Here is a 21,159-nt window from a genome sequence, read left to right as displayed (position 1 = left end):
TCACCAGGTCACGGGCAGGGCCAGCGGCCCTCGGATCAAGGCGCCCTTCCTGAAGGGCACTTCCTCGGGCGGCACGGCCAGCCGCAGGCCCGGCACCCGGTCGAGCAGGGCGTCGACCAGAAGCTCGGACTCCAGCTTCGCCAGCATGCCGCCCACGCAGTAGTGGGGCCCGAAGCCGAACGCCAGATGCGGGTTGGGCTCACGGGCGAAGTCGATCGTCCCGGGGTCGGGGAAGACGTCCGGGTCCCGGTTCGCCGCGAGATACGACACGTAGACCGCGTCGCCCGCGCGGATCAGCCGGCCCTGGATCTCCACATCCTCCATGGCGATCCGGGACAGGCCGACGGCGTTGCGGTGCGGGATCCAGCGCAGCAGCTCGTCGACGGCCTGGGCGCGGATTCCCGGCTCGGCGCGCAGTCGCTCGGCGAGGTCCGGCCGGGTGAGCAGGACGTAGAACATCTGCCCGCTGTTGCCGGTGACCGCCTCACCACCGATCTGGACCAGCACGGCGAGGCCCACGGCCTCCTCCAGCGTGATCTCGCCCCGGCCCAGGGCGGCGCCGAGCAGGGACGTGACGTCCTCGCCCGTGCTGTTCTCCCTGAGCCCGATGAGATCGGTGAAGTAGTCGCCCATCTCGTCCCTGGCCCGTTCGCTGACGTCCGCGCCGTGCGTGGCGGAAAGGATCAGCTGCGTCCAGTCGTGCATGCTCTGCCGGTCGGCGGCCGGGACGCCCATCAGCTCGCAGATCACCGCGATCGGGAACGGGCTCAGCACCGCCGCCGTGAGGTCGGCGGGCGGGCCGCCCCCGAGCAGCCCGTCCACCAACTCGTCGAGCATCCGCCGGGACTTCTCCCGCACCCGCTCCACGCCCCCCGCCGTGAACGCGGAGGCCACGGAGCGGCGCAGCCGGGTGTGGTCCGGCGGGTCGAGAAGACCGACCGCGTCACGAGCCGGCACGAAGTGCGGGGCGAGCCGCGTGACCTGCCGGTCCATGACCGCCGCACGGCTTAACCGGGGGTCGTTGGTCACCCTGCGCACATCGTCGTGGCGGGTGACCAGCCAGGCCCAGTCCTCACCGTTCGGCAGGCGGACCCGGGTGACCGGCCCCTCGTCCATCAGTTCGCGCAGCACCGGATCGAAGTCGACTCCGGCCAGATCCAGTGCCGGCCACTGCCGGACGGGGAGCGCGGTCCCGGTGAGGGTCTCCTGGCTCATGTCACGCCGACTCGTCGATCTGCCAGCGCCCCACGGACATCTCCGCGGTGATGCCGGGCCCGAACCCGGCGAGCAGGCCGCGCGCCCGGTGCTCCGCGCCGCCCTCGTCGAAGAGCCTGCGCAGCGCGTCCAGGACGACGGCGCTGGCGATGTTGCCGTACTCGGTGAGGGTGGCCCGGCTGAACCGGAAGGCGTGCGGCTCGACCTGCAGGAACTTGCTGAGGTCGTCGAGGATGCGGGGCCCTCCGGCGTGGATGATGTAGAAGTCCAGGTCGGAGGCGTCCCAGCCGTGGGCGCCCGCCAGTTCGTGCAGGGCCGGAGCCAGCGGCTCCATGGTGCCGGGCACCCGCTTGTCCAGCAGGAAGTGGAACCCGGTGGCCCGGACGTCGTACGAGATCCAGTCCTCGGTCTTGGGGATCAGGTACGAGCCGTTGCGCTCCAGCTTCACGCCGGTGCCGCCACGGCCGCGGACCACGGCGGCGGCGACGCCGTCGCCGAACAGGCCGTTGGACAGCAGCGATCCGATGCCGATGTCGGTGGGCTGGTAGCACAGCGAGCAGAACTCGCAGGCCACGATCAGCACATTGCACTCCGGGTAGGCCACACAGAAGTCGTGGGCCCGGTTGATGGCCGCGCCGCCCGCCGCACAGCCCAGCTGGGCTATGGGTATCTGGCGGGTGGTGCTGGAGAAGTCCATCTCGTTGATCAGCCACGCTGTGAGCGAGGGCATCATGAAGCCCGTGCACGAGACGTAGATGATCACGTCGATGTCGCTGGTGAGGAGCTCCGCGTCGTCGAGCGCCCGTTGCACGACCGCCGGGACGCGGGCCTTGGCCTCGTACTCGTAGATCTTGTTGCGCGCCTCGAAGCCGGGATGCTTGAGGGTTTCCTCGATCGGCTGCACGATGTGCCTGGTGCGCACACCGGTGTTCTCGATCAGCCTGAGGGCCAGCGGGAGTTGGGGGTGGTCCGCGTGGCGGGAGCGTGCCAGCTCCAGCGTCTCTTCCATCGTGATCACGTGTTCTGGAACGGACACCGAGGGTCTGCACAAAGTCGCCATGAACCGTGCCTGCTTTCGCCGTCCGGAAGGCTCTTGAGCCCCGGTCAGAAGGTGGTTCACCTCCGAGAAGGTGTAAACCCACGATCACCCGGGAGCGCCACGATCTCTCGCGGGATTACTCCGTCCAGGCGACGACGGCTTTCGCTACCCTTGCTACGAACCGGCTCCGCTGCTGTGCGCGATGCACGCCACGTCGATCCGGTCGGCCAGCTTGGCCAGCTCGATGGTCAGCGCAGCCACGGTGTCCTCGTCGAGCCCCTCCTGCCCGGCCTCGACGAGCCGCAGCCACCGGCCGCCCACCGTGCGGAGCAGCTTGCTCACGTCGGACGCGGCCACCTGCAAGGTACCGCGGTCGTCGACGATCAGAGGCAGGGTCACTTCGCGGTTCACAAAGGGGATCGTAGCCCTGGAACCCTCACGCTCCGTGCCATACGGTCGTGATGTTGCAGAACTCGCGGATTCCGTGCCCGGACAGCTCACGCCCGTACCCGGAGCGCTTCACACCCCCGAACGGGAACGCCGGGTGGGAGGCGGTCATCCCGTTGACGAACACACCGCCAGCCTCCAGGTCCCGCACGAACCGGTCGACATCCGCCTCCTCGCGCGTCCAGACGTTGGAACTCAGTCCGAAGGGCGAGTCGTTGGCGATGAGCACCGCCTCGTCCAGGTCGCCCGCCCGGTACAGCGTGGCGACCGGCCCGAACGCCTCCTCGCGGTGGATGCGCATCTCGCGGGTGATGCCGGCGAGGACCGTCGGCGGGTAGTACCAGCCGTCCCCCTCGGGCCGCTCACCGCCGCACAGCACCGTCGCACCGCTGCGCCGGGCGTCGTCCACCAGCTCCTCCACGTCGGCCCGGCCCTGCTCGCTGGCCAGCGGCCCGACCTCCGTCCCCTCGGCCATCGGGTCACCGACCTTCAGCGCCTTCATGGCCTCGGTGAAGCGCTCGGCGAAGGCGTCGTAGACGTCCGTGTGCACGATGAACCGCTTCGCGGCGATGCACGACTGCCCGTTGTTCTGCACCCGGGCGGTCACCGCGACCCGCGCCGCCCGGTCGATGTCCGCCGACGGCATCACGACGAAGGGGTCGCTGCCGCCCAGCTCCAGCACCGTCTTCTTGACCATCTCCCCGGCCGTGGCGGCCACCGCGCGCCCGGCGGGCTCGCTGCCGGTCAGGGTCGCCGCCTTGACCCGCTCGTCGCGCAGGATCTCGTCGACGGCGCCGGAGCCGATGAGCAGGGTCTGGAAGCAGCCCTCGGCGAAGCCCGCCCGGTGGAACAAATCCTCCAGGTAGAGGGCGGTCTGGGGCACGTTGGAGGCGTGCTTGAGCAGGCCGACGTTGCCCGCCATCAGCGCGGGCGCCGCGAAGCGGATCACCTGCCACAGGGGGAAGTTCCACGGCATCACCGCGAGCACCGGTCCGAGCGGCCGGTAGCGGACGTGGACCCGGGAGGCGCCGGAGTCCCTGACGTCGGACTCGGCGGGCTGCTCGTCGGCGAGCAGGCGCTCGGCGTTCGCGGCGTACCAGCGCATCGCCTTGGCGCACTTCGCGGCTTCCGCACGGGCCTGCTCGACCGGCTTGCCCATCTCGGTGGTCAGGACGCGGGCGATGTCCTGCTCGTCCTCGTCCAGGAGGTCCGCGGCCCGGTTCAGCAGCCGTGCCCGGTCGGCGAAGCCGCTCTCCCGGTAGGTGCGGAACGTGGCCTCGGCGAGCTGGATCCGGCGCTCGATCTCCTCCGCGCCCATGGCCTCGTACGTCTTGATCGTCTCGCCGTTCGCCGGGTTCACCGTCGCGATGGGCATGGCTGACCTCCTGAGGAGCTGCTGTGCTTCGACCTTCCCGCGCGGCGGTGGGCGCCGCAACGCGTACGGGTCATCCTCGGGACGAGTGCTCCGCCAGTCGGTCGAGAAACGCGGACTGCGCCTTGACGATCACCTCGCGGGCCCGGTCCAGCCCGAACCACGCGACGCGGTCCAGCTCCGGGAACTCCTGGGTGCGCCCCGACTTCGGCGGCCACTCCATGGTGAAGGTGCCGGGAGTCACGGAGCCGGGATCGAGGTCCGCCTCCACCGCCCACGCCGTGACGATCTTGCCGCTGCTCTGCCGGACCTCCCCGAGCGGCACCGCCTCGCCGTCCGGCGGCGGCAGCCCGAGCTCCTCCTGGAACTCCCTGACGGCCGCGTCCCAGGCGGACTCCTCGGGGTCGTACTCGCCCTTCGGCACGGTCCACGCGCCGGCGTCCCGCCGGGCCCAGAGCGGTCCGCCCATATGGCCCAGCAACACCTCCGGGCCGCCCTCGGTGTGCCGGAACAACAGCAGGCCCGCGCTGCGCCGCGACCTCACGGGCGGACCTCCGGATGCGCGGCCAGCAGGGTCTCGACGGTGTCCGCGTCCTGCGGGCGCTTGTCCTCGCGGTAGCGCAGCACGCGGGCGAAGCGGAGGGTGACGCCGGCCGGGTAGCGGGTGGACCTCTGGAGGCCGTCGTAGGCGATCTCGACCACGAGCTCGGGGCGCACGGTCAGGACGGAGCCCTCGGACGCGACGGCCAGCTCCTGGAGCCGCTCGGTCTGCCAGGCCAGCATGGCATCCGTCATGCCCTTGAACGTCTTGCCGAGCATCGCGAAGCCGCCGTCGGCCGTGCGGGCGCCGAGGTGCAGGTTCGAGAGCTTGCCGGTGCGGCGGCCGTGGCCCCACTCGGCTGCCAGGACCACGAGGTCGAGGGTGTGCACCGGCTTGAGCTTCAGCCAGGAGGCCCCGCGCCGCCCCGCGCTGTAGGGCGCGTCCAGCGCCTTGATCACGACGCCCTCGTGACCGCGGCGCAGGGTCTCCGCGAGGAACGCCTCCGCGGCGGGCACGTCGCCGGGCCCGGAGACCACGGTCCGCCGCACCCGCATCGGCTCGGGCACCAGCCGGGCGAGCTCCGCGTGCCGCTCGGCGAGCGGCAGGTCGAGCAGATCGCGGCCGTCGACGGACAGTGCGTCGAAGAAGACAGGGGAGACCGGGACCGCCTGCGCGGCCGTGGTCACGTCCACCCGGGAGCCGACCCGGCCGGCCGTCTCCTGGAAGGAGCGCGGCCGGCCGGTCTCGTCGAAGGCGATCACCTCGCCGTCCAGGACGAACCGCTCCCCGCGCAGCTCCCGCGCGGCCGAGGTCAGCTCGGGCAGGCGGTCGGTGATGTCGTCGAGGGTGCGGGTGTAGAGGCGTACGTCGTCGCCGTCGCGGTGGACCTGGACGCGGATGCCGTCCAGCTTCTCCTCGACCGCGCAGGCGCCCAGCTTGCCGATCGCCTCGGTCACCGAGGACGTGGTGTGCGCCAGCATCGGCAGCACCGGGCGGCCCACGGTCAGGCGGAAGCGGTCCAGGGCCTCGGGCCCTTCGGCGAGCAGCGCCTGGGCGACGTCCTGCAGCGACCCGGCCAGCATCACCGCCCGCCGCACGTCCGTGGCGGGCGCCCCGGTCGCCCGCGCCAGCCCCTCGACGGCGACCGCCTCCAGCGCACCCTGCCGGACCTCGCCCGTGAGCAGGCCGATCAGGAAACGCTGCTCGTCCTCGGTTGCGGCGCCCATCAGCTCGCCGAGCAGGCGGGCCCGCTCGGCCTGCGAGCCGGTGCCGGTGACCTTGCCGATCGCGGTGAGGCGGGCGTCCACCTCGCGCACGGTCAGGCTCGGCGCGGCGGCCGGCGCGACCGGGCGGCCGAGCACCTTCCAGCCGATGCCGAGCCGGCCCTGCGGCAGCCGGCCGGCGAGGTACGGGATGACGACCGGCACGTCGTCCGGCTCCGCGTCGCGGAACAACTCGGCGAGCAGGGCGATCTTGCGGGACCTCGCCGAGGTGGCGGCGACCTCCCGGGACACGTCGGCGAGCCGGGTCAGCAGCATGCAGTCATGGTGCACCGGGGACGCGGGGCCTACACCTGGACGGCCGCGTCGAGGTCGGACATCAGCAGCTCCCCGTTGATCGTGGCGCCCGCGCGGTAGCCGCCGCTCGCCGCGTTCACGACCTGCTCGGCGAAGCCGACGGCGTTGCCCGCGGCCCACACGCCCGGCACGGTCGTCAGACCCGTCGCGTCCACCACGGCGTACGCGCCGAACGGCGTCTCGTTCAGCTCGGCGCCGAGTCGCTCCAGCAGAGCGGTCCTGGCAACGGCGCGGGGCGCCGTGAACACCACCTCCCGGTCATGGGCCGTGCCGTCCGCCAGCCGCACCCCGGTGAGTCGGTCGTTCTGGACGACCAGGCCCTCGACCTCGCCGGGCACCACCTTGACACCGGCCGCGGCGAGCCGGCGCAGGTCGTCGTCGGACAGGTCTTCCTCGGCGACCCGGTGCAGGAAGAACGTCACGTCCTTCGACCACTGGGTGACGATCAGCGCCTGGTGCACGCTCTGCGGGCCGGTGGCGAGGACGCCGAACGCCTGGTCGCGGACCTCCCAGCCGTGGCAGTACGGGCAGTGCAGCACGTCCCGGCCGAACCGCTCGGCGACGCCGGGCACGTCCGGCAGTTCGTCCCTGAGGCCGGTGGTGACGACCAGGCGCCGGGCGCGCACGGTCCGGCCGCCCGCCAGCTCGACGGCGAAGTCCTCGCCCCGGGTGACGTCCACCGCCCGGTCCCGGACCAGCTCCACGCCGTACCGCGCGATCTCCTCCCGGCCGATCGCGAGGAACTCGGCGGGCGACATACCGTCCCGCGACAGATACCCCTGCATGTGCGCGGCCGGCGCGTTGCGCGGCTCGCCCACGTCGACGACGAGTGTGCGGCGCCTGGCCCGGCCCAGCACGAGCGCGGCGGACAGGCCCGCCGCGCCACCGCCGATGACGACCACTTCGTACGACTCGGTTGTTCCGGTCATGGTGACCACCTCCACGGAGACAGTCGCCCGATCGCTGCGGGATTGACAAATGTGTTTGCCGAATCTGCAATAGCGGCATGACGACCGACGACGTGCTGGCAGGGGTGGGGCCGCGGCTGCGGCGGATCCGCAAGGAGCGGGAGGTGACGCTGTCCGGGCTGTCGGAGGCGACCGGCATCTCGGTGAGCACGCTCTCCCGGCTGGAGTCGGGCCTGCGCAAGCCCAGCCTGGAGCTGCTGCTGCCGATCGCGCAGGCCCATCAGGTGCCGCTGGACGAGCTGGTCGGCGCGCCCGCCGTGGGTGATCCGCGGGTGCGGTCCAAGCCGATCGAGAGGTACGGCCGTGTCCACTGGCCGCTCACCCGCCAGCCCGGCGGGCTCCAGGCGTTCAAGGTGCTGGAGCCGCAGCGCACCCTCGAACCGGAGCCGCGGACCCACGAGGGGTATGAGTGGCTGTACGTGCTGTCCGGGCGGCTGCGGCTGGTGCTGGGCGAGCACGACGTGGTGCTCGCGGCAGGGGAGGCGGCGGAGTTCGACACCCGGGTGCCGCACTGGTTCGGGTCGACGGGGGAGGGGCCGGTGGAGTTCCTGAGCCTGTTCGGGCCGCAGGGCGAGCGGATGCACGTGCGGGCGCGGCCGAAGCAGGCGTGACGCGACGGGTTGTCCTGCCCGCGCTGCCTATGCAGGCGTGACGCGACGGGTTGTCCTGCCCGCGCTGCCGATGCAGGCGTGAGGCGACGGGCGGTCTTCCTCGTGCTGCCGGGCAGGCGTGACCTACCCGACTGTTCCCAGTGCGGCAAGCGACCGCTTAGTATGCGGTGGACCCGGTCAGACGACGCAGTCCCCCGTGGAGGCCCCGCATGCAGGCATGGCAGGTGCACGAGAACGGCGAGCCGAGCGAGGTGATGCGCCTCGGCGACGTGGCGCCGCCCACGCCCGGCGACGGCCAGGTCCTGCTGAAGGTGCGGGCCGCGAACATCAACTTCCCGGACGCCCTGCTCTGCCGGGGCCAGTACCAGGTCCGGCCTCCGCTGCCCTTCACGCCCGGCGTGGAGATCTGCGGCGAGACCGAGGACGGCCGCCGCGTGCTCGCCAACCCGGCGCTGCCGCACGGCGGTTTCGCCGAGTACGCCGTCGCCGACGCGGCCGCCCTGCTGCCCGCGCCCGACGCCCTGGACGACGCCGAGGCAGCCGCCCTGCACATCGGCTACCAGACCGGCTGGTTCGGCCTGCACCGTCGGGCCCGGCTGGAAGCGGGCGAGACGCTGCTCGTCCACGCCGCCGCCGGGGGTGTCGGCAGCGCCGCCGTCCAGCTCGGCAAGGCGGCCGGCGCCACGGTCATCGGCGTCGTGGGCGGCGCCGGGAAGGCCGCCGTCGCCCGTGAGCTCGGCTGCGACGTCGTGATCGACCGGCGTGCCGACGACGTCGTCGCGGCGGTCAAGGAGGCCACCGGCGGCCGGGGCGCGGACGTGATCTACGACCCTGTGGGCGGCGAGGCGTACACCCAGTCCGCCAAGACGGTCGCCTTCGAGGGCCGGATCGTGGTCGTCGGCTTCGCGAGCGGCGCGATCCCGAGCCCCGCGCTCAACCACGCCCTGGTGAAGAACTACTCGATCCTCGGCCTGCACTGGGGCCTGTACAACACCAGGAATCCGAAGCTGGTCCAGCACTGCCACGAGCAGCTCAGCGAACTGGCGGCCCGGGGCGCGATCAAGCCGCTGGTGAGCGAGCGGGTGCCGCTGAGCGGGGCCGCGGCCGCCGTGCAGCGGGTCGCCGACGGAGTGACCACCGGCCGCGTCGCCGTCGTCCCCGGGAACGGAGCGACCGCATGACCGACGCCGCCGAACTGCGCCGACGGACCCAGGAGTTGCTGGCCGCGCATCCGCCCGCGTCCACGGACCGTGACGACTTCCTCAAAGCCCGCTTCGACGCCGGGCTGGCCTGGGTGCACTACCCCGAGGGGCTCGGCGGGCTCGGCGCCCCGCGCTCCCTCCAGGCGGTGGTCGACGCCGAGTTGGAGGCCGCGGGCGCACCGGACAACGACCCCCGGCGGATCGGCATCGGCCTGGGCATGGCCGCGCCGACGATCCTGCGCTACGGCACCGAGGAGCAGAAGCAGCGGTTTCTGCGGCCCCTGTGGGTGGGGGAGGAGGTCTGGTGCCAGCTGTTCAGCGAGCCCGGTGCCGGCTCCGACCTCGCAGCGCTCGGCACCCGGGCCGTGCGCGAGGGCGACGAGTGGGTGGTCAACGGGCAGAAGGTGTGGACGTCCAGCGCGCACGTCGCCCGCTGGGCCATCCTCATCGCCCGCACCGACCCGGACGTCCCCAAGCACCAGGGCATCACGTACTTCGTCTGCGACATGGCCGACCCCGGCGTCGAGGTGCGGCCGCTGCGCCAGATCACCGGCGAGGCCGAGTTCAACGAGGTGTTCCTGACGGACGTCCGGATCCCGGACGCGCGTCGCCTCGGTGAGGTCGGCGACGGCTGGCGCGTCGCGCAGACCACCCTCATGAACGAGCGCGTCTCCATCGGCGGCATGCGACTGCCCCGCGAGGGCGGGATGATCGGCCCCGTGTCCGCAACCTGGCGCGAGCGCCCGGAACTGCGCACCCACGACCTCCACCAGCGGCTGCTCACCCTGTGGGTGGAGGCCGAGGTCGCCCGGCTCACCGGCGAACGGCTGCGCCAGCAGCTCGTCGCGGGCCAGCCCGGCCCCGAGGGCTCCGGCATGAAGCTCGCCTTCGCCCGTCTCAACCAGGAGATCAGCGGCCTGGAGGTCGAACTCCTCGGGGAGGAAGGGCTGCTGTACGACGACTGGACCATGCGCCGCCCCGAGCTGGTGGACTTCACCGGCCGCGACGCCGGCTACCGCTACCTGCGCTCCAAGGGCAACAGCATCGAGGGCGGGACCAGCGAGGTCCTGCTGAACATCGTCGCCGAACGCGTCCTCGGACTGCCCTCCGAGCCGCGCACCGACAAGGACGTCGCCTGGAAGGACCTGGCCCGATGACCGATCTTCTCTACTCGGAGGAGGAAGAGGCCCTGCGATCGGCGGTGCGGGATCTGCTCGCCGACCGTTGCGACCCGGCCGGGGTGATCGCGCGCACCGAGTCGGACACCCCGCACGACGTCTCGCTGTGGAAGACGCTCACCGACGGCATGGGCCTCGCGGGTCTGCTGATCCCGCAAGAACTGGACGGCCAGGGCGCCACCCACCGGGAAGCCGCCGTCGTCCTGGAGGAACTCGGGCGCGCGGTCGCGCCCGTGCCGTACCTGACGAGTGCCGTCGTCGCGACGGAGGCGCTGCTGGAGTGCGGGGCCGACGACCTGCTGGCGCAGCTGGCGTCCGCGACGCTGGTCGGTGCGCTCGCCGTCGCCCTGCACACCGCTCCCGGCGCCGCCTTCAAGACCGTACGGCTCGAAGGCGGAACGCTGCACGGCGAGTTGACGGGCATCGCCGACGCGACGGGTGCCGGCCTGCTGCTGGTACCCGCGGACGACGGCGGTCTGTACGCGGTCGACGCCTCGGCCGCGACCGTCACTGCGCAGGTCTCCCTCGACCTCACCCGGCCCCTTGCGACCGTCACGTTGAGCGGCGCTGCGGGCCGTCGCCTCGGCGAGGCCGGACCGGCCGTCCGCCGCGCCCTGCGGGCCGGCGCCGGACTGCTCGCCTCCGAGCAACTCGGGCTCGCCGACTGGGCGCTGACCGAGACGGTCCGCTACCTGAAGGACCGCAAGCAGTTCAACCGACCCGTCGGCGGATTCCAGGCGCTCAAGCACCGGCTCGCCCAGCGGTGGCTGGAGGTCGTCCACCTGCGGGCCGCGGCACGCGGCGCGGCGGACGCACTGGCGACCGGCGAGGACGCCGACGTGCCCGTGGCGGTCGCCCAGGCGTACGCCGCGCCCGTGGCCGTGCGGGCCGCCGAGGAGGCGCTGCAACTGCACGGCGGCCTCGGGATGACCTGGGAGCACCCGGCACACCTGTATCTGAAGCGGGCCAAGGCGGACTCCCTCGCGTACGGCTCCGCGGGCGCCCACCGTACGGCGCTTGCCGAGCTGGTGGACCTTCAGGCCCCCTGAGGTACATCTGGAGACGCGCCGCCGAAGCACGCGGGAACCCTGAGGAAAGCCCGTCCCACCTGGGGCGGGCTTTTCGGTGCGTGTACGCCGGTGAAGTGAACTCATGGCGGCGGTCCGGCCAACTCGACCGCCGCCATCTGCCAGTTGAGCGGCGGCGAACCCCATACTCGCTGAGGTTCCGTTCCCCGCCCACACCAGGGAGGCCGAGCATGGCCCTCACCACCCGTCGCAGAGCCCTCACCACCTTCGGCGCCGCCCTCGCGGGCGCGGTGGCCCTGCCCGGCGCGAGCGCGCTGGCGGACGACCGCACGCCCCGCCCGCGCCCGCCGCGCCCGTTGTGGCGTGCCCACGCGCACAACGACTACGAGCACCCCCGGCCGCTGCTCGACGCCCTCGACCACCGCTTCGGCAGTGTCGAGGCCGACATCTACCTGGTCGGCGACCAGCTCCTCGTCGCCCACGACCCCGAGGACCTCGACCCGGCCCGCACCCTGGAGTCCCTCTACCTCGACACCCTCGCCGCCCGCGTCAAGGCCAACCGCGGCTCGGTCCACCGCGATCACCGCGGCTCGCTCCAGCTGCTGATCGACATCAAGACCGAGGGCGCCTCGACCTACCGCGAACTCGACCGTCATCTGCGTCGCTACCGGCACCTGTTCACGACGTACGCCCACGGCAAGGTCCTCCCCGGACCGGTCACCGCCGTCATTTCCGGCGACCGGGCGGCGCGTGGGCCGATGGAGACGCAGAAGGTGCGCCGCGCCTTCTACGACGGCCGGCTCGCGGACCTCGGCAGCCCGGCGCCCGCCTCCTTCGTCCCGCTGATCAGCGACAACTGGACCCTGAACTTCACCTGGCGGGGCGCGGGCGAGTTCCCGGCGGCCGAGCGGCAGAAGCTGCGCGGCATCATGCGGGCGGCGCACTCGCGCGGGCAGAAGGTGCGGTTCTGGGCCACGCCGGACGTCGCGGGGCCGGAACGGGACGCGCTGTGGCGCGAGTTGCTCGCCGCGGACGTCGATTTCCTCAACACCGACGACCTGCTCGGGCTGGAGGCGTTCCTGGACGCCCACGAGCGGGCGTAGCCCTCACCCGCCCGCCGGCCGCGGACACCACACTGCCGCGGACACCACACTTTCGGGGGACAGGTCAGCCGCCCGGAGGAACCCTCCGCTACGCCACACTTGCGGCCGAACGCCGCGAAGCGGACGTGGCGGAGGAGGTTGACGATGGCGATTTCCATCTCTGTGGTGCTGCTGCTCTTCATCTTGGCGGTGATCTTCGTACGCAACGGGGGGCTCAAGCTCACGCACGCGATCGTCTGCCTGCTGCTCGGCTTCTACCTCGCCGGTTCGAGCATCGCCCCGACCATCCACAGCGGCCTCACGGCCACGGCCGACATCGTGAGCGGCCTCAGACCGTGAGGTCCCTGTGTCCCTGATCGTCGGCTGAAGGCATGCACCGAGCCCAGCCGCCGCATCGTGTCCGCCACCTCGGCGATCGTCAGGCCGGTGCGGTACTCGGGTGCGCCGTCCACCGCCGGCAGCAGCACCCGCCCCACCGGACAACCGCCCAGCGCGACCTTGCCCCGCAGGGTCACCGGCCCTGCGCCGACCGGTCCCCCCCGGCCGGTGCCGCACTTGTGAGTGTCCCGAGTGCGGCGAGCCTGAACGCTCTGCCGCGTACGAACCGCTTCGCGCAGGCTCGTGTGGCACGGGCGCTGCGGGCGGCCGAGTATGAAGGACCCGGCGGGGGCACTCGGGCTGCCGTCGCCGAAAGGCGGCGGACACCGCGGGGGCTTCACGAGGGGGCATGTGCCTCAGCGGCGGAAGGGAGGTCGGGCTGATGACCACGACGGCCATTTCTGCGGTGCCCGCGACGCGGCCCCCCTGGCGGCGAGCCCTGCTGACCGGCGGAGCAGGGTTCCTGGGTTCGCATTTATGCGAACGCCTGATCGAAGCCGGTGTCGGCGTCGACTGCGCGGACCACCTGTCGTCCGGCTCGGCGGACAACATCCGGCACCTCGCCGGCCACCCGGGCTTCCGGTTCCTGGAGCTCGACGTGACGGACCCCGATGTGCAGGACGCGCTGGACGGGCCCTACGACCTGGTCCTGCACTGCGCGGGTCCCGCCTCCCCGGCCGACTGCCGGGACCGCCCGCTGGAGGCGCTGGACGCCGCCGGCCTCGGCACCCGCAACGCGCTGGCCGTCGCGGCCCGGGCCGGGGCGCGGTTCCTGCTCGCCTCGACGGGGCGGGTGCGCGGGGACCCTCTGGGGCCTGCCACGCCGGGGGAGGCGCCTGACGACTCCGCATCCGACGGACCCGGCGGGGTGTACGACGTGACCACGCGCTTCTCCGAGGCACTGACGGCCGCGTACGCCGTCGCGCACGGCACGGACGCGGGAATCGTGCGCCTCTTCGACACCTACGGCCCGCGGATGCGCGCGGACGGCCCTGAATCGATCCCGGTCATCGTCGAGCAGGCCCTGGCGGGCGGTCCGGTCACCGTGAAGGACGACGGGACGGGCGCCCGCTCCCTGTGCTACGTCGACGACGTGGTCGAGGGGGTGCTGCGCGTCGCCGCGAGCCGGTCCCTGCGCCCCGTCGACATCGGTGGCGGGGACGAGACGACCGTCCAGGAGATCGCCCGCCGGGTGATCGACCTGACCGGTTGCCGCGGGGGCCTGGAGTTCGGCACGGCTCACACCCCCGGTCCCGCCCGGCGGCGGCCCGATCCGTCGTTCGCCTCCGAACTGTTCGGCTGGATGCCCACGGTGTCCTGGAAGGAAGGCTTCAAGCGGACGATCGACCACTTCGCGGGCCCGCGCACACCCGGTGGCGAGTATGCGGTGACCGGCGGTCCCTCGACGGGCCCCGAGGAAGGCCCGGGCGTGCGCGTTGCCGGTGACCCGGACCGGCCGACGGGGGAGCGGCTCACGTGAAGGCCCTCGTCGTGCGACTCGACGGCTTCGGCGGAGTGCTGCTGGCCGGACCGGCGGTGCGCGCGGTGGCCGCGCGGGCCGGCCGGGTGGCCGTGCTCTGCGAACCCGGTGGCGTGCCCGCGGCGCGACTGCTGCCGCACGTCGACGAAGTACTCGAAGTGCCCGGGGCATCGCCGCTCGACGACGATGCCGCCCTCGTCCGGCGGCTACGGGACGAGGCCTACGACGTGGCCCTCGTCCTCGCACCCTACGGGGGGAACCCGTCGTCCGCCGTGGACCTGCTGAGCCGGGCGCAGGTGCCCCGTACCGGCGCCGACCGGAGCGTCCCGTCCCGGCCTCCGGGCCGGCACGACGTCGAGGCGGCACTCGACGCGGCCTCGGCCATGGGCTTCGTCCCCCGAGCGGGAGACGACGGACGGCTGCGCGTGGTGCCCGCGCCGGACACCGTCGGCCTCACCGGCAACGGTCCCTACGTCGTCGTCCACCCCGGTGCCGGATCCCCGCCCGTCCGCTGCGCGGAGGTCGTCGCGCTGCTCGCCGACACGGGGCACCGCGTCGTCGTCACCGGCGGCCCCGAGGAGACCTCGCTGACCGGGTACGTAAGCGGCGGAACGGCAGTCGACCTGGGCGGCCGAACCGACGCGCGGCGGCTGTCCGGCGTACTGCGGGCCGCCGATGTCGTCGTGGCCGGATCCTCCGGCGCGGTCCACCTGGCCGCGGCCAACGGCACGCCGGTCGTCTCGCTCGTCCCCCCGGAGCCGCCGCCCGAGCGGCGCGGCCCCTACGGCGTGCCGGCCGTCCTGGCAGGCGGGGACGCCACGGCACAGGAGGTGGCGAGTGCCGTGCGGAAGCTGGCCGACGCGTGACTGTGCGCGTGGGAGATCGCGGGGGGTTTCGCCGTGCGTCCGGCGGTACGGCGTGGGCGGGGGAGGCCCGTTGCCCGCCGTTCCCGACACCTCACCTGGAGGACCCCGTGGCCGAAGTCGTCGTCCCATGGCCCGCCGTGGCCGATCGGCGCCCTTGCCGGGTCACCGTCGCGATGATCACGCGCAACAGGCGGCGGAGTGTCCTGCGCACCCTTGACCGGCTGGCCGCGCTGCCCGAACACCCGGAGATCGTCGTCGTCGACAACGGCTCCGTCGACGGGACGGTGGAGGCCGTACGGCAGCACCCGGTGCCCGCGCACCTCCTGGCCGCCGGGCACAACACCGGCGCCTTGGGCCGCAACCTCGCGGTACGGCACGCCACGACGCCCTACGTCGCCTTCAGCGACGACGACTCGTGGTGGGCGCCGGGCGCCCTGGACACAGCCGCCGACCTCCTCGACGCCTACCCGCGCCTGGGCCTGTTGGCCGCGCGGACCCTGGTCGGCCCCGACGCCCTCGAGGATCCGCTGAACTCCGTGCTCGCCGCCTCACCGCTGCCGCCCGCCGCCGACCTGCCCGGACGACCGGTCCTGGGGTTCCTCGCCTGCGCGGCGGTGGTCCGGCGCGAGGCGTTCCTGGAGGCCGGCGGCTACCACCCGGTGCTGTTCTTCGGCGGCGAGGAGACCCTGCTCGCCTACGATCTGGCGGCCCGCGGCTGGGGCGTGAGCCATGTGCCCACGGTGACGGCCCTGCACCACCCCGACCCGGGCGAGCGCCCCGGCCGCTCGGCCGCACAGCTGCGCAACGCCCTGCTCACCGCATGGCTGCGCCGCCCCGTGCAGGTCGCGCTACGGCACACCGCTCACCTCTGTGCCGCAGCGGCCCGTGGCGAACGGGAGGCCGGCACAGCCCTGCGCGGCACCCTCGCGCGGCTCCCCGCGGCGCTGAGGGACCGGGAGAGGCTCCCCGAACGCATCGAACAAGCGGCCCGGCTGCTGGACCGGGCGACCCCGTGAGCGGCGCCCAGGCGGAAGGTGCGCGGATGGCGCTGAGCCATGTGCCGAAACTGACCATCCGTCACGCGGTGTCACCGTCCGCGGCGGATCGCGCAGGAGCGGCGCCGCGGCCACACGAAGCGGCGGCCGGGCGCCAGGCCGACCGCCGCCAGGGGCGTGTGGGTGTCACTCGTTCCGGAAGACGGCCTTGCTCACCTCGGCCGGGTTCTCGTACTGCTCCTTGCCGAGGTGCTCGATCCGATCCGTGACCTCCTTGGGCGCGTGATTGTGCCGGGCGACCTCGACCAGTTGTTCGCGGTCGGCCGGGTACTCCGCACCGGACAGGGCCTTCTGCAGATCCGGAGGGCTGATACCAGCCATGACTCCTCCACTGTGGTGAGGTTTCAGCTCCCGCGTTCCCGTGACGTGCGTCGCATAACGCGATGGGCGCAGGAACCTGTGAGCAAGTGCACACGCGTTGGTAAATCCCTGAGCACGACGGTCGGTTGCCCTTCGTGGATCTTCGCGCGGTGCGCGCGCCGGTCCCGGCTCACACGTTCCGTCTGCCACGATGGGCGACGCCCAGATCCAGGTGGAGCGGCCGCGCAGCGCAGCCGGTGTTCCGAGCTCAGCCGGATTGAACGACCGCTCCCGCGCCGACCGCGCCCCTGTCTCCGAGTGTTCCTGTGCCTTCCTCACCTGCCTCCTCCATGCCTTCCGCCGCCGGCTCCAGCTCGCCGTGGCGGTCCCTGAAGTACCGCAGCATGCGCTGGTGGTCGCTCGCGAACTTCGTGTCGAACGCCGGAACGTGGATGCAGCTCACCGTGCAGAACCTGCTGGTGCTGCAGATCACGGGGTCGGCCGCGGCCACCGGGCTGTCCGTCTCCGTGCAGGCCGCGCCCGCGCTCCTGGTGAGCCTGGTGGGCGGCGCCGCCGTCGACCGCTGGCCCCGGAAACTCACCGCCCTCGTCAGCCAGGCGCTGCTCGGCGTGGTCGCCCTCGTGACGGCCCTGCTGGTGGCGACCGACCGGCTCGACCTGACCGTCCTGCTGGTGCTGGCCGCCGTCACCGGAACCATCGCCACGGTCGACGGACCCGCCTGCGCCTTGCTGGGCAACGACCTCGTCCCCGCCGAGGACGTGCCCTCCGCGATCGGGGTCGGTTCGCTGGTGCACAGTGCGGGCCGACTCGCCGGCACCGCGCTCGCCGGCATCGCGGTCGGCTTCCTCGGCACGGCCGCCGCCTACGCGGCCAACGGGCTGTCGTTCCTCTTCGTCGCCTCGGTCATCCCGTTCCTGCGCCCCGCCGCCGCAGCGGTCAAGTACGTCGTCCCCGCCCTGCGGGGCACCGAGGCGGCGGCACGACAGCAGGCGCAGGACATGAGCGTGCGGCAGGGCCTCGCCTACTTCGCGCGCCGCCCCAGGCTGGTCGCTCTCGCGGGGATCACCGGACTGAGCGCGATCTTCGGCCGGAACTACGGCCTGACCCTCGCCGTCCTCGTCACCGGCCCGCTCGCGGCCGGCGCCGGCGCTTTCGGCACCGTCTCGACCGTCCTCGCCGTCGGTGGCATCGTCGGCGCCGTGCTCGGCGCGCGGCTGCGCAAGCCCTCGGTGCGGCTGGTGGGTGCCCTGGCCGCCGTCGGCGCGCTGCTCCAGGCGGTGGCGGGGCTGTCGCCGTCGATCGCCGTCCTCCTCGTGCTCGTGCTGCCCATGGCCGTCGTGGAGTCCGTCTCGGACACCGCCGGTACGACCGTCCTGCAGACCGACCCGCCCGCCCACATGCGCGGCCGCGTCCTCGGTGTCTGGGGCAGCATCAGCACGGGCTGGGGACTTGCCGGTCCGCCGCTGCTCGGCCTGCTGATGGAAGTCGCCGGAGCCAGGGGCGCCCTGGTGATCGGCGGCCTGGTCGTCGCCGGCGCCCTGGGTTCGGGCTACCTGTTGCGGAACCGTCGCACGCCGGGCCCCGTGCCGCTGCGGACCGGCGAGCGCGACGCGACGGCAGCGCAGCCCGCGCTCGGCACGGCTGCCTGAGGCAGCGGGGCGGCCCGGCGGAGGCCTCAGCGGGGGGAGGACCCGGTGACCGGCGCGCCGGTCACCCCCTCCGTCACCGCCCGCACCGCCTCCACCACCTCCTCGACGCCGATCTGCCGCAGCCGGGCGTCCGGTACCCGGCCGTGGGCGTCGCCCGGCCGGGCCGCGTCGTCCTCCCCGGGATGCCACAGCACCCGATGGCGCGAGTCGGGCGGCGGCCCCCACAGCCGAGGGGCGACCGGCCCGAAGAGGACGACCGAGCAGGTGCCCAGCGCGGTGGCCAGATGGGCCGGCCCGGTGTCGCCCACCAGCACGCAGCGGGCTTCCGCGATCAGCGCGGCCAGTTGGTGGAACGGCACCTCACCGGTCCCGCCGAGAACCGCTCCCGGTGGCAGCCCGGCCTCCGCGGCCACGTACGCGGCCAGCGCGCCCTCGCCCGCACCGGCGGTCACCACGACGTCGTGACCGCACCGGCGCAGTTCCCGGGCCACGGCCGCGAACCGTTCCTTCGGCCAGCAGCGGGCGGGGGCGTCGGCGCCGGGGTGAACGACGACGGCGCCCGGCGCCGGGGAGGCCGTCCTGGGCAACGGAATGCCCAGGTCCGCAGGGTCGGCCGGGATGTCGTACCAGCGCAGCAGCCGGCACCAGCGGTCCCGTTCGTGCTCGTCCTGGCGCCAGACGGGGCCGGTGACGTCCGGCGTGTCCGGGTGCGCGTAGGCGAGCAGGCGGTGCGGGCGCAGGCGCTGCAGCAGCAGGTGGCTCGGCGGGCCGTTGCCGTGCAGGTCCACAGCCAGGTCGGGCGCGGGGCCCGTCCAGGGCAGATCGGTCGGCACCTCCCGGCCGGGGGCGGACGTGGGCAGCAACCGGTCCACCAGGCCGGTGGCGGCGGCCGGCTCGGACAGCCGTTCCGGGGCGGCCAGCACCAGCTCATGACCCGGGGCGTGCCGGCGCAGCGCCCGCAGGGCGGGCACCGCGGTCAGCAGGTCGCCCAGACCGAGCGCGCGCAGCACCAGCACCCGGGGGACCGGCCGGGCGGTCATCGGGCGGCGGCCCGGGCGGCACGACGTGCCAGCACTGTCGTGGACCGGCCGTCCAGATAGGGCAGGACCACCGCCTGCCCGCCCCAGGCACGCAGGGACTCGGCCTCGGGCAGGTCCTGGACGGAGTAGTCGCCGCCCTTCACCCACACGTCGGGCCGCAGCCGGGCGAGCACTTGCTCGGGGGTGTCCTCGTCGAAGACCGCCACGGCGTCGACGCTGCCGAGGGCCTGCAGGACGCGGGCCCGGTCCGCCACCGGGTTGAGCGGTCGTCCCGGGCCTTTGAGCCGGGCGACGGAGGCGTCCGAGTTGACGCAGACGATGAGGCAGTCGCCGATGTTGCGGGCGCTGTCCAGCAGCCCCACGTGACCGGCGTGCAGCAGGTCGAAGCAGCCGCCGGTGGCGACCACCGTCCCGCCGCGCGCCCGGACCTGCTCGGCGAGGGCGAGGGGGTCCGAGCCCCGCCCGCCGGTGGCGGGCAGGGCGGGCGTGGTCCGCCACAGCGCCGGATTGCCGGCCCCGCCCTCCGACACGAACGCGGCCGCTTCGGCCACCGCCCGCTGGAGGGCCTCCTCCGGGAGCGCGCCGTCCGCCAGTGCCGTGGCGGTCGCGGCGGCGAAGCAGTCACCGGCGCCGCACGGGTCCCCGGTGGCCTGGTAGGGCGGTGGGATCAGCATCGGCGTGCCGTCGCCCGGCCGGGCCAGCAGGACTCCCCGGTCGCCGAGCGTCACCGCGACTCCGGCCGCCTGCCAGCGCTCCGCGAGCGCCGCCCCGCGTTCGGCGTGTGCGCGCAGCGAGTCGCTCCTGGAGCCTCCGGAGGCCCCGCACTCCGGGGAGGGGCACAGGCCGCGCGCCTCTGCGGCGTTCGGCGTGACCAGCCGCGCCCCGGGGACGGGCTCCGCTCCCTTGGGATGCGGATCCCACACCAGCGGGGTGCGCGGCGCCACCGCGGCGAGATGCTGACGGACGGCGCTCGCGGTGTGCCGCCCGTAGTCGGCGACGAGTACGGCGTGGGCCTGGGTGAGTGCCTCCCGTACCGCCCCGTCGGGTTCACCGGGAACGCCGCCGCCCCGGTCGATCCGCACCAGGGGGCGCCCGCCCGCCAGCACGCGGGTCTTCACGGGCAGGCTGCCCGTCAGCGGAATCTCCACCAGCCGGACCCTGCCGCGCAGCTGACGGCGTACCGCCTCGCTCGCGGCGTCGTCGCCGAGGGCGGTCACCAGGATCACCTCGCGCCCACCGCGGGCCGCCAGGGCCGCGGCCAGCCCCGCACCGCCGGGATGTGTGCGGTCCTGGGTGACGTCGACGACCGGAGCGGGCGCGTCGGGGGCCAGGCGGGTGGCGACGCCCTCGATGTCCTCGTCCAGCAGTACGTCCCCGACGACCACCAGCGGCTTCGGCGCCGTCACGAGACCCTCCCGTGGGCGGCGACGGCGCGGGACGCGGCGCGGGGGGCGAGTGCCGTGTCGAAGGCCTCGCACAGCAGGTGCACGGCGACCAGATGGGCCTCCTGGACGGTCGCCGTCGTGTCGGCGTCGATGCACAGTGCCTCGTCGGCGGCCTCGGCCAGCGGATTCGGCCGGGGTCCCGTCAGCGCCCAGACGCTCAGGCCCGCCGTCCGGGCGGTGGCGGCCGCGCTGATCAGGTTGGCGCTGCGGCCGGAGGTTGAGAGCAGCACGAGGACGTCCCCGGGGCGGCCGTGGGCGGCCACCTGACGGGCGTACACCTGGTCGAACCCGTAGTCGTTGCCGAGAGCGGTGAGACTGGAGGTCTCGGCGTGCAGGGAGATGGCCGAAAACGCGGGCCGCTCCCTGCCGTACCGGCCCACCAGCTCGGCGGTCAGATGCTGGGCCTGGGCGGCGCTGCCGCCGTTGCCCGCGGCCAGGAGGCGGCCGCCGGCCGGCAGGACGGCGGCAAGCCGGCCGCCCCAGCCGGCTATCCGGCCGAGCCCGTCCCGGCGCAGCCGGACCAGCGCCTGCTCCAAGGACCGGCAGTGGCTCTGTGCGGTCTCCAAGGCGGCCGGGGCGGGGGACAGGGGTGACGCGGGGTTCACGAATTCGCTCATGCTGGTCGGGCGTACCGCGTCACACGG

The 21,159-nt window shown here is 73.6% G+C and carries 21 protein-coding genes; 10 read left to right on the top strand and 11 right to left on the bottom strand.

Annotation, left to right across the window (positions count from 1 at the left end; genetic code table 11):
• The 7 genes from ACFV6X_RS19720 to ACFV6X_RS19690 form a co-directional block, all read right to left on the bottom strand.
• Positions 1-1,215 carry a cytochrome P450 gene (locus ACFV6X_RS19720; RefSeq protein WP_385385184.1) on the bottom strand — a complete coding sequence of 405 codons (1,215 nt, stop codon included), beginning with the start codon at positions 1,213-1,215 and terminating at the stop codon, positions 1-3.
• A 1-nt stretch (position 1,216) separates the two neighbouring features.
• A complete protein-coding gene (locus tag ACFV6X_RS19715) occupies positions 1,217-2,323 on the bottom strand; it encodes a type III polyketide synthase (protein WP_385385343.1) in 1,107 nt (368 codons plus the stop codon).
• 105 nt (positions 2,324-2,428) lie between these two features.
• On the bottom strand, positions 2,429-2,665 hold the full coding sequence (locus tag ACFV6X_RS19710; RefSeq protein WP_365445014.1) for a DUF6213 family protein: 237 nt from the start codon (positions 2,663-2,665) through the stop codon (positions 2,429-2,431).
• A gap of 25 nt (positions 2,666-2,690) precedes the next feature.
• Positions 2,691-4,076, bottom strand: coding sequence for an NADP-dependent succinic semialdehyde dehydrogenase (locus ACFV6X_RS19705; protein WP_385385182.1), 1,386 nt, complete (start codon positions 4,074-4,076; stop codon positions 2,691-2,693).
• Between the two features lie 70 nt (positions 4,077-4,146).
• A complete protein-coding gene (locus ACFV6X_RS19700; RefSeq protein WP_385385180.1) occupies positions 4,147-4,617 on the bottom strand; it encodes an NUDIX domain-containing protein in 471 nt (156 codons plus the stop codon).
• Positions 4,614-6,152, bottom strand: coding sequence for an ATP-dependent DNA ligase (locus ACFV6X_RS19695; protein WP_385385178.1), 1,539 nt, complete (start codon positions 6,150-6,152; stop codon positions 4,614-4,616). The genes ACFV6X_RS19700 and ACFV6X_RS19695 overlap by 4 nt, the downstream gene beginning before the upstream one ends.
• 29 nt (positions 6,153-6,181) lie before the next feature.
• Complete coding sequence (locus ACFV6X_RS19690; RefSeq protein WP_385385176.1) at positions 6,182-7,120, bottom strand: NAD(P)/FAD-dependent oxidoreductase; 939 nt, start codon at positions 7,118-7,120, stop codon at positions 6,182-6,184.
• 77 nt (positions 7,121-7,197) lie between these two features.
• Between ACFV6X_RS19690 and ACFV6X_RS19685 the strand changes: the two genes are divergently transcribed.
• From ACFV6X_RS19685 to ACFV6X_RS19645, 9 genes are all read left to right on the top strand, one after another.
• The gene (locus ACFV6X_RS19685; RefSeq protein WP_385385174.1) at positions 7,198-7,770 is read left to right on the top strand and encodes a helix-turn-helix domain-containing protein; all 573 of its coding nucleotides are present in this window, start codon (positions 7,198-7,200) and stop codon (positions 7,768-7,770) included.
• A 209-nt stretch (positions 7,771-7,979) separates the two neighbouring features.
• Positions 7,980-8,951 (top strand): NADPH:quinone oxidoreductase family protein, encoded by a 972-nt coding sequence (locus tag ACFV6X_RS19680; protein WP_385385172.1) that lies wholly within the window; start codon positions 7,980-7,982, stop codon positions 8,949-8,951.
• Positions 8,948-10,129 (top strand): acyl-CoA dehydrogenase family protein, encoded by a 1,182-nt coding sequence (locus ACFV6X_RS19675; RefSeq protein ID WP_385385170.1) that lies wholly within the window; start codon positions 8,948-8,950, stop codon positions 10,127-10,129. The genes ACFV6X_RS19680 and ACFV6X_RS19675 overlap by 4 nt, the downstream gene beginning before the upstream one ends.
• Entirely contained in the window at positions 10,126-11,199 is a 1,074-nt protein-coding gene (locus tag ACFV6X_RS19670; protein WP_385385169.1) for an acyl-CoA dehydrogenase family protein, read from the top strand. Before ACFV6X_RS19675 ends, ACFV6X_RS19670 begins: the two co-directional genes overlap by 4 nt.
• 209 nt (positions 11,200-11,408) lie before the next feature.
• Complete coding sequence (locus ACFV6X_RS19665) at positions 11,409-12,281, top strand: phosphatidylinositol-specific phospholipase C/glycerophosphodiester phosphodiesterase family protein (protein WP_385385167.1); 873 nt, start codon at positions 11,409-11,411, stop codon at positions 12,279-12,281.
• Positions 12,282-12,425: 144 nt separating this feature from the next.
• Positions 12,426-12,620 (top strand): hypothetical protein, encoded by a 195-nt coding sequence (locus ACFV6X_RS19660; protein ID WP_365445044.1) that lies wholly within the window; start codon positions 12,426-12,428, stop codon positions 12,618-12,620.
• 421 nt (positions 12,621-13,041) lie between these two features.
• A complete protein-coding gene (locus ACFV6X_RS19655) occupies positions 13,042-14,139 on the top strand; it encodes an NAD-dependent epimerase/dehydratase family protein (protein WP_385385165.1) in 1,098 nt (365 codons plus the stop codon).
• Positions 14,136-15,005 (top strand): glycosyltransferase family 9 protein, encoded by an 870-nt coding sequence (locus ACFV6X_RS19650; RefSeq protein ID WP_385385162.1) that lies wholly within the window; start codon positions 14,136-14,138, stop codon positions 15,003-15,005. The genes ACFV6X_RS19655 and ACFV6X_RS19650 overlap by 4 nt, the downstream gene beginning before the upstream one ends.
• A 173-nt stretch (positions 15,006-15,178) precedes the next feature.
• Positions 15,179-16,021 carry a glycosyltransferase family 2 protein gene (locus ACFV6X_RS19645; protein ID WP_385385159.1) on the top strand — a complete coding sequence of 281 codons (843 nt, stop codon included), beginning with the start codon at positions 15,179-15,181 and terminating at the stop codon, positions 16,019-16,021.
• A 165-nt stretch (positions 16,022-16,186) separates the two neighbouring features.
• On the opposite strand, the gene ACFV6X_RS19640 is transcribed toward ACFV6X_RS19645, so the two are convergent.
• Complete coding sequence (locus ACFV6X_RS19640) at positions 16,187-16,381, bottom strand: DUF2795 domain-containing protein (protein ID WP_365445053.1); 195 nt, start codon at positions 16,379-16,381, stop codon at positions 16,187-16,189.
• Between the two features lie 383 nt (positions 16,382-16,764).
• On the opposite strand from ACFV6X_RS19640, the gene ACFV6X_RS19635 reads away from it, so the two are divergent.
• Entirely contained in the window at positions 16,765-18,030 is a 1,266-nt protein-coding gene (locus ACFV6X_RS19635; RefSeq protein ID WP_385385341.1) for an MFS transporter, read from the top strand.
• Positions 18,031-18,056: 26 nt separating this feature from the next.
• Here ACFV6X_RS19635 and ACFV6X_RS19630 read toward each other — a convergent pair whose 3' ends face one another.
• The 3 genes from ACFV6X_RS19630 to ACFV6X_RS19620 are packed head-to-tail and all read right to left on the bottom strand — an operon-like array spanning position 18,057 to position 21,132.
• Positions 18,057-19,070: a glycosyltransferase family 9 protein gene (locus tag ACFV6X_RS19630; RefSeq protein ID WP_385385156.1), complete on the bottom strand. Its 1,014-nt coding sequence runs from the start codon at positions 19,068-19,070 to the stop codon at positions 18,057-18,059.
• Entirely contained in the window at positions 19,067-20,476 is a 1,410-nt protein-coding gene (gene rfaE2 / locus ACFV6X_RS19625; protein ID WP_385385153.1) for a D-glycero-beta-D-manno-heptose 1-phosphate adenylyltransferase, read from the bottom strand. Before rfaE2 ends, ACFV6X_RS19630 begins: the two co-directional genes overlap by 4 nt.
• The gene (locus tag ACFV6X_RS19620; protein ID WP_385385150.1) at positions 20,473-21,132 is read right to left on the bottom strand and encodes an SIS domain-containing protein; all 660 of its coding nucleotides are present in this window, start codon (positions 21,130-21,132) and stop codon (positions 20,473-20,475) included. The genes rfaE2 and ACFV6X_RS19620 overlap by 4 nt, the downstream gene beginning before the upstream one ends.
• Positions 21,133-21,159: the final 27 nt, after the last annotated feature.

It is taken from the genome of Streptomyces sp. NPDC059861 (assembly GCF_042731435.1).
Lineage (GTDB): Bacteria > Actinomycetota > Actinomycetes > Streptomycetales > Streptomycetaceae > Streptomyces.
This window is presented reverse-complemented; position numbering and strand designations above follow the sequence as displayed.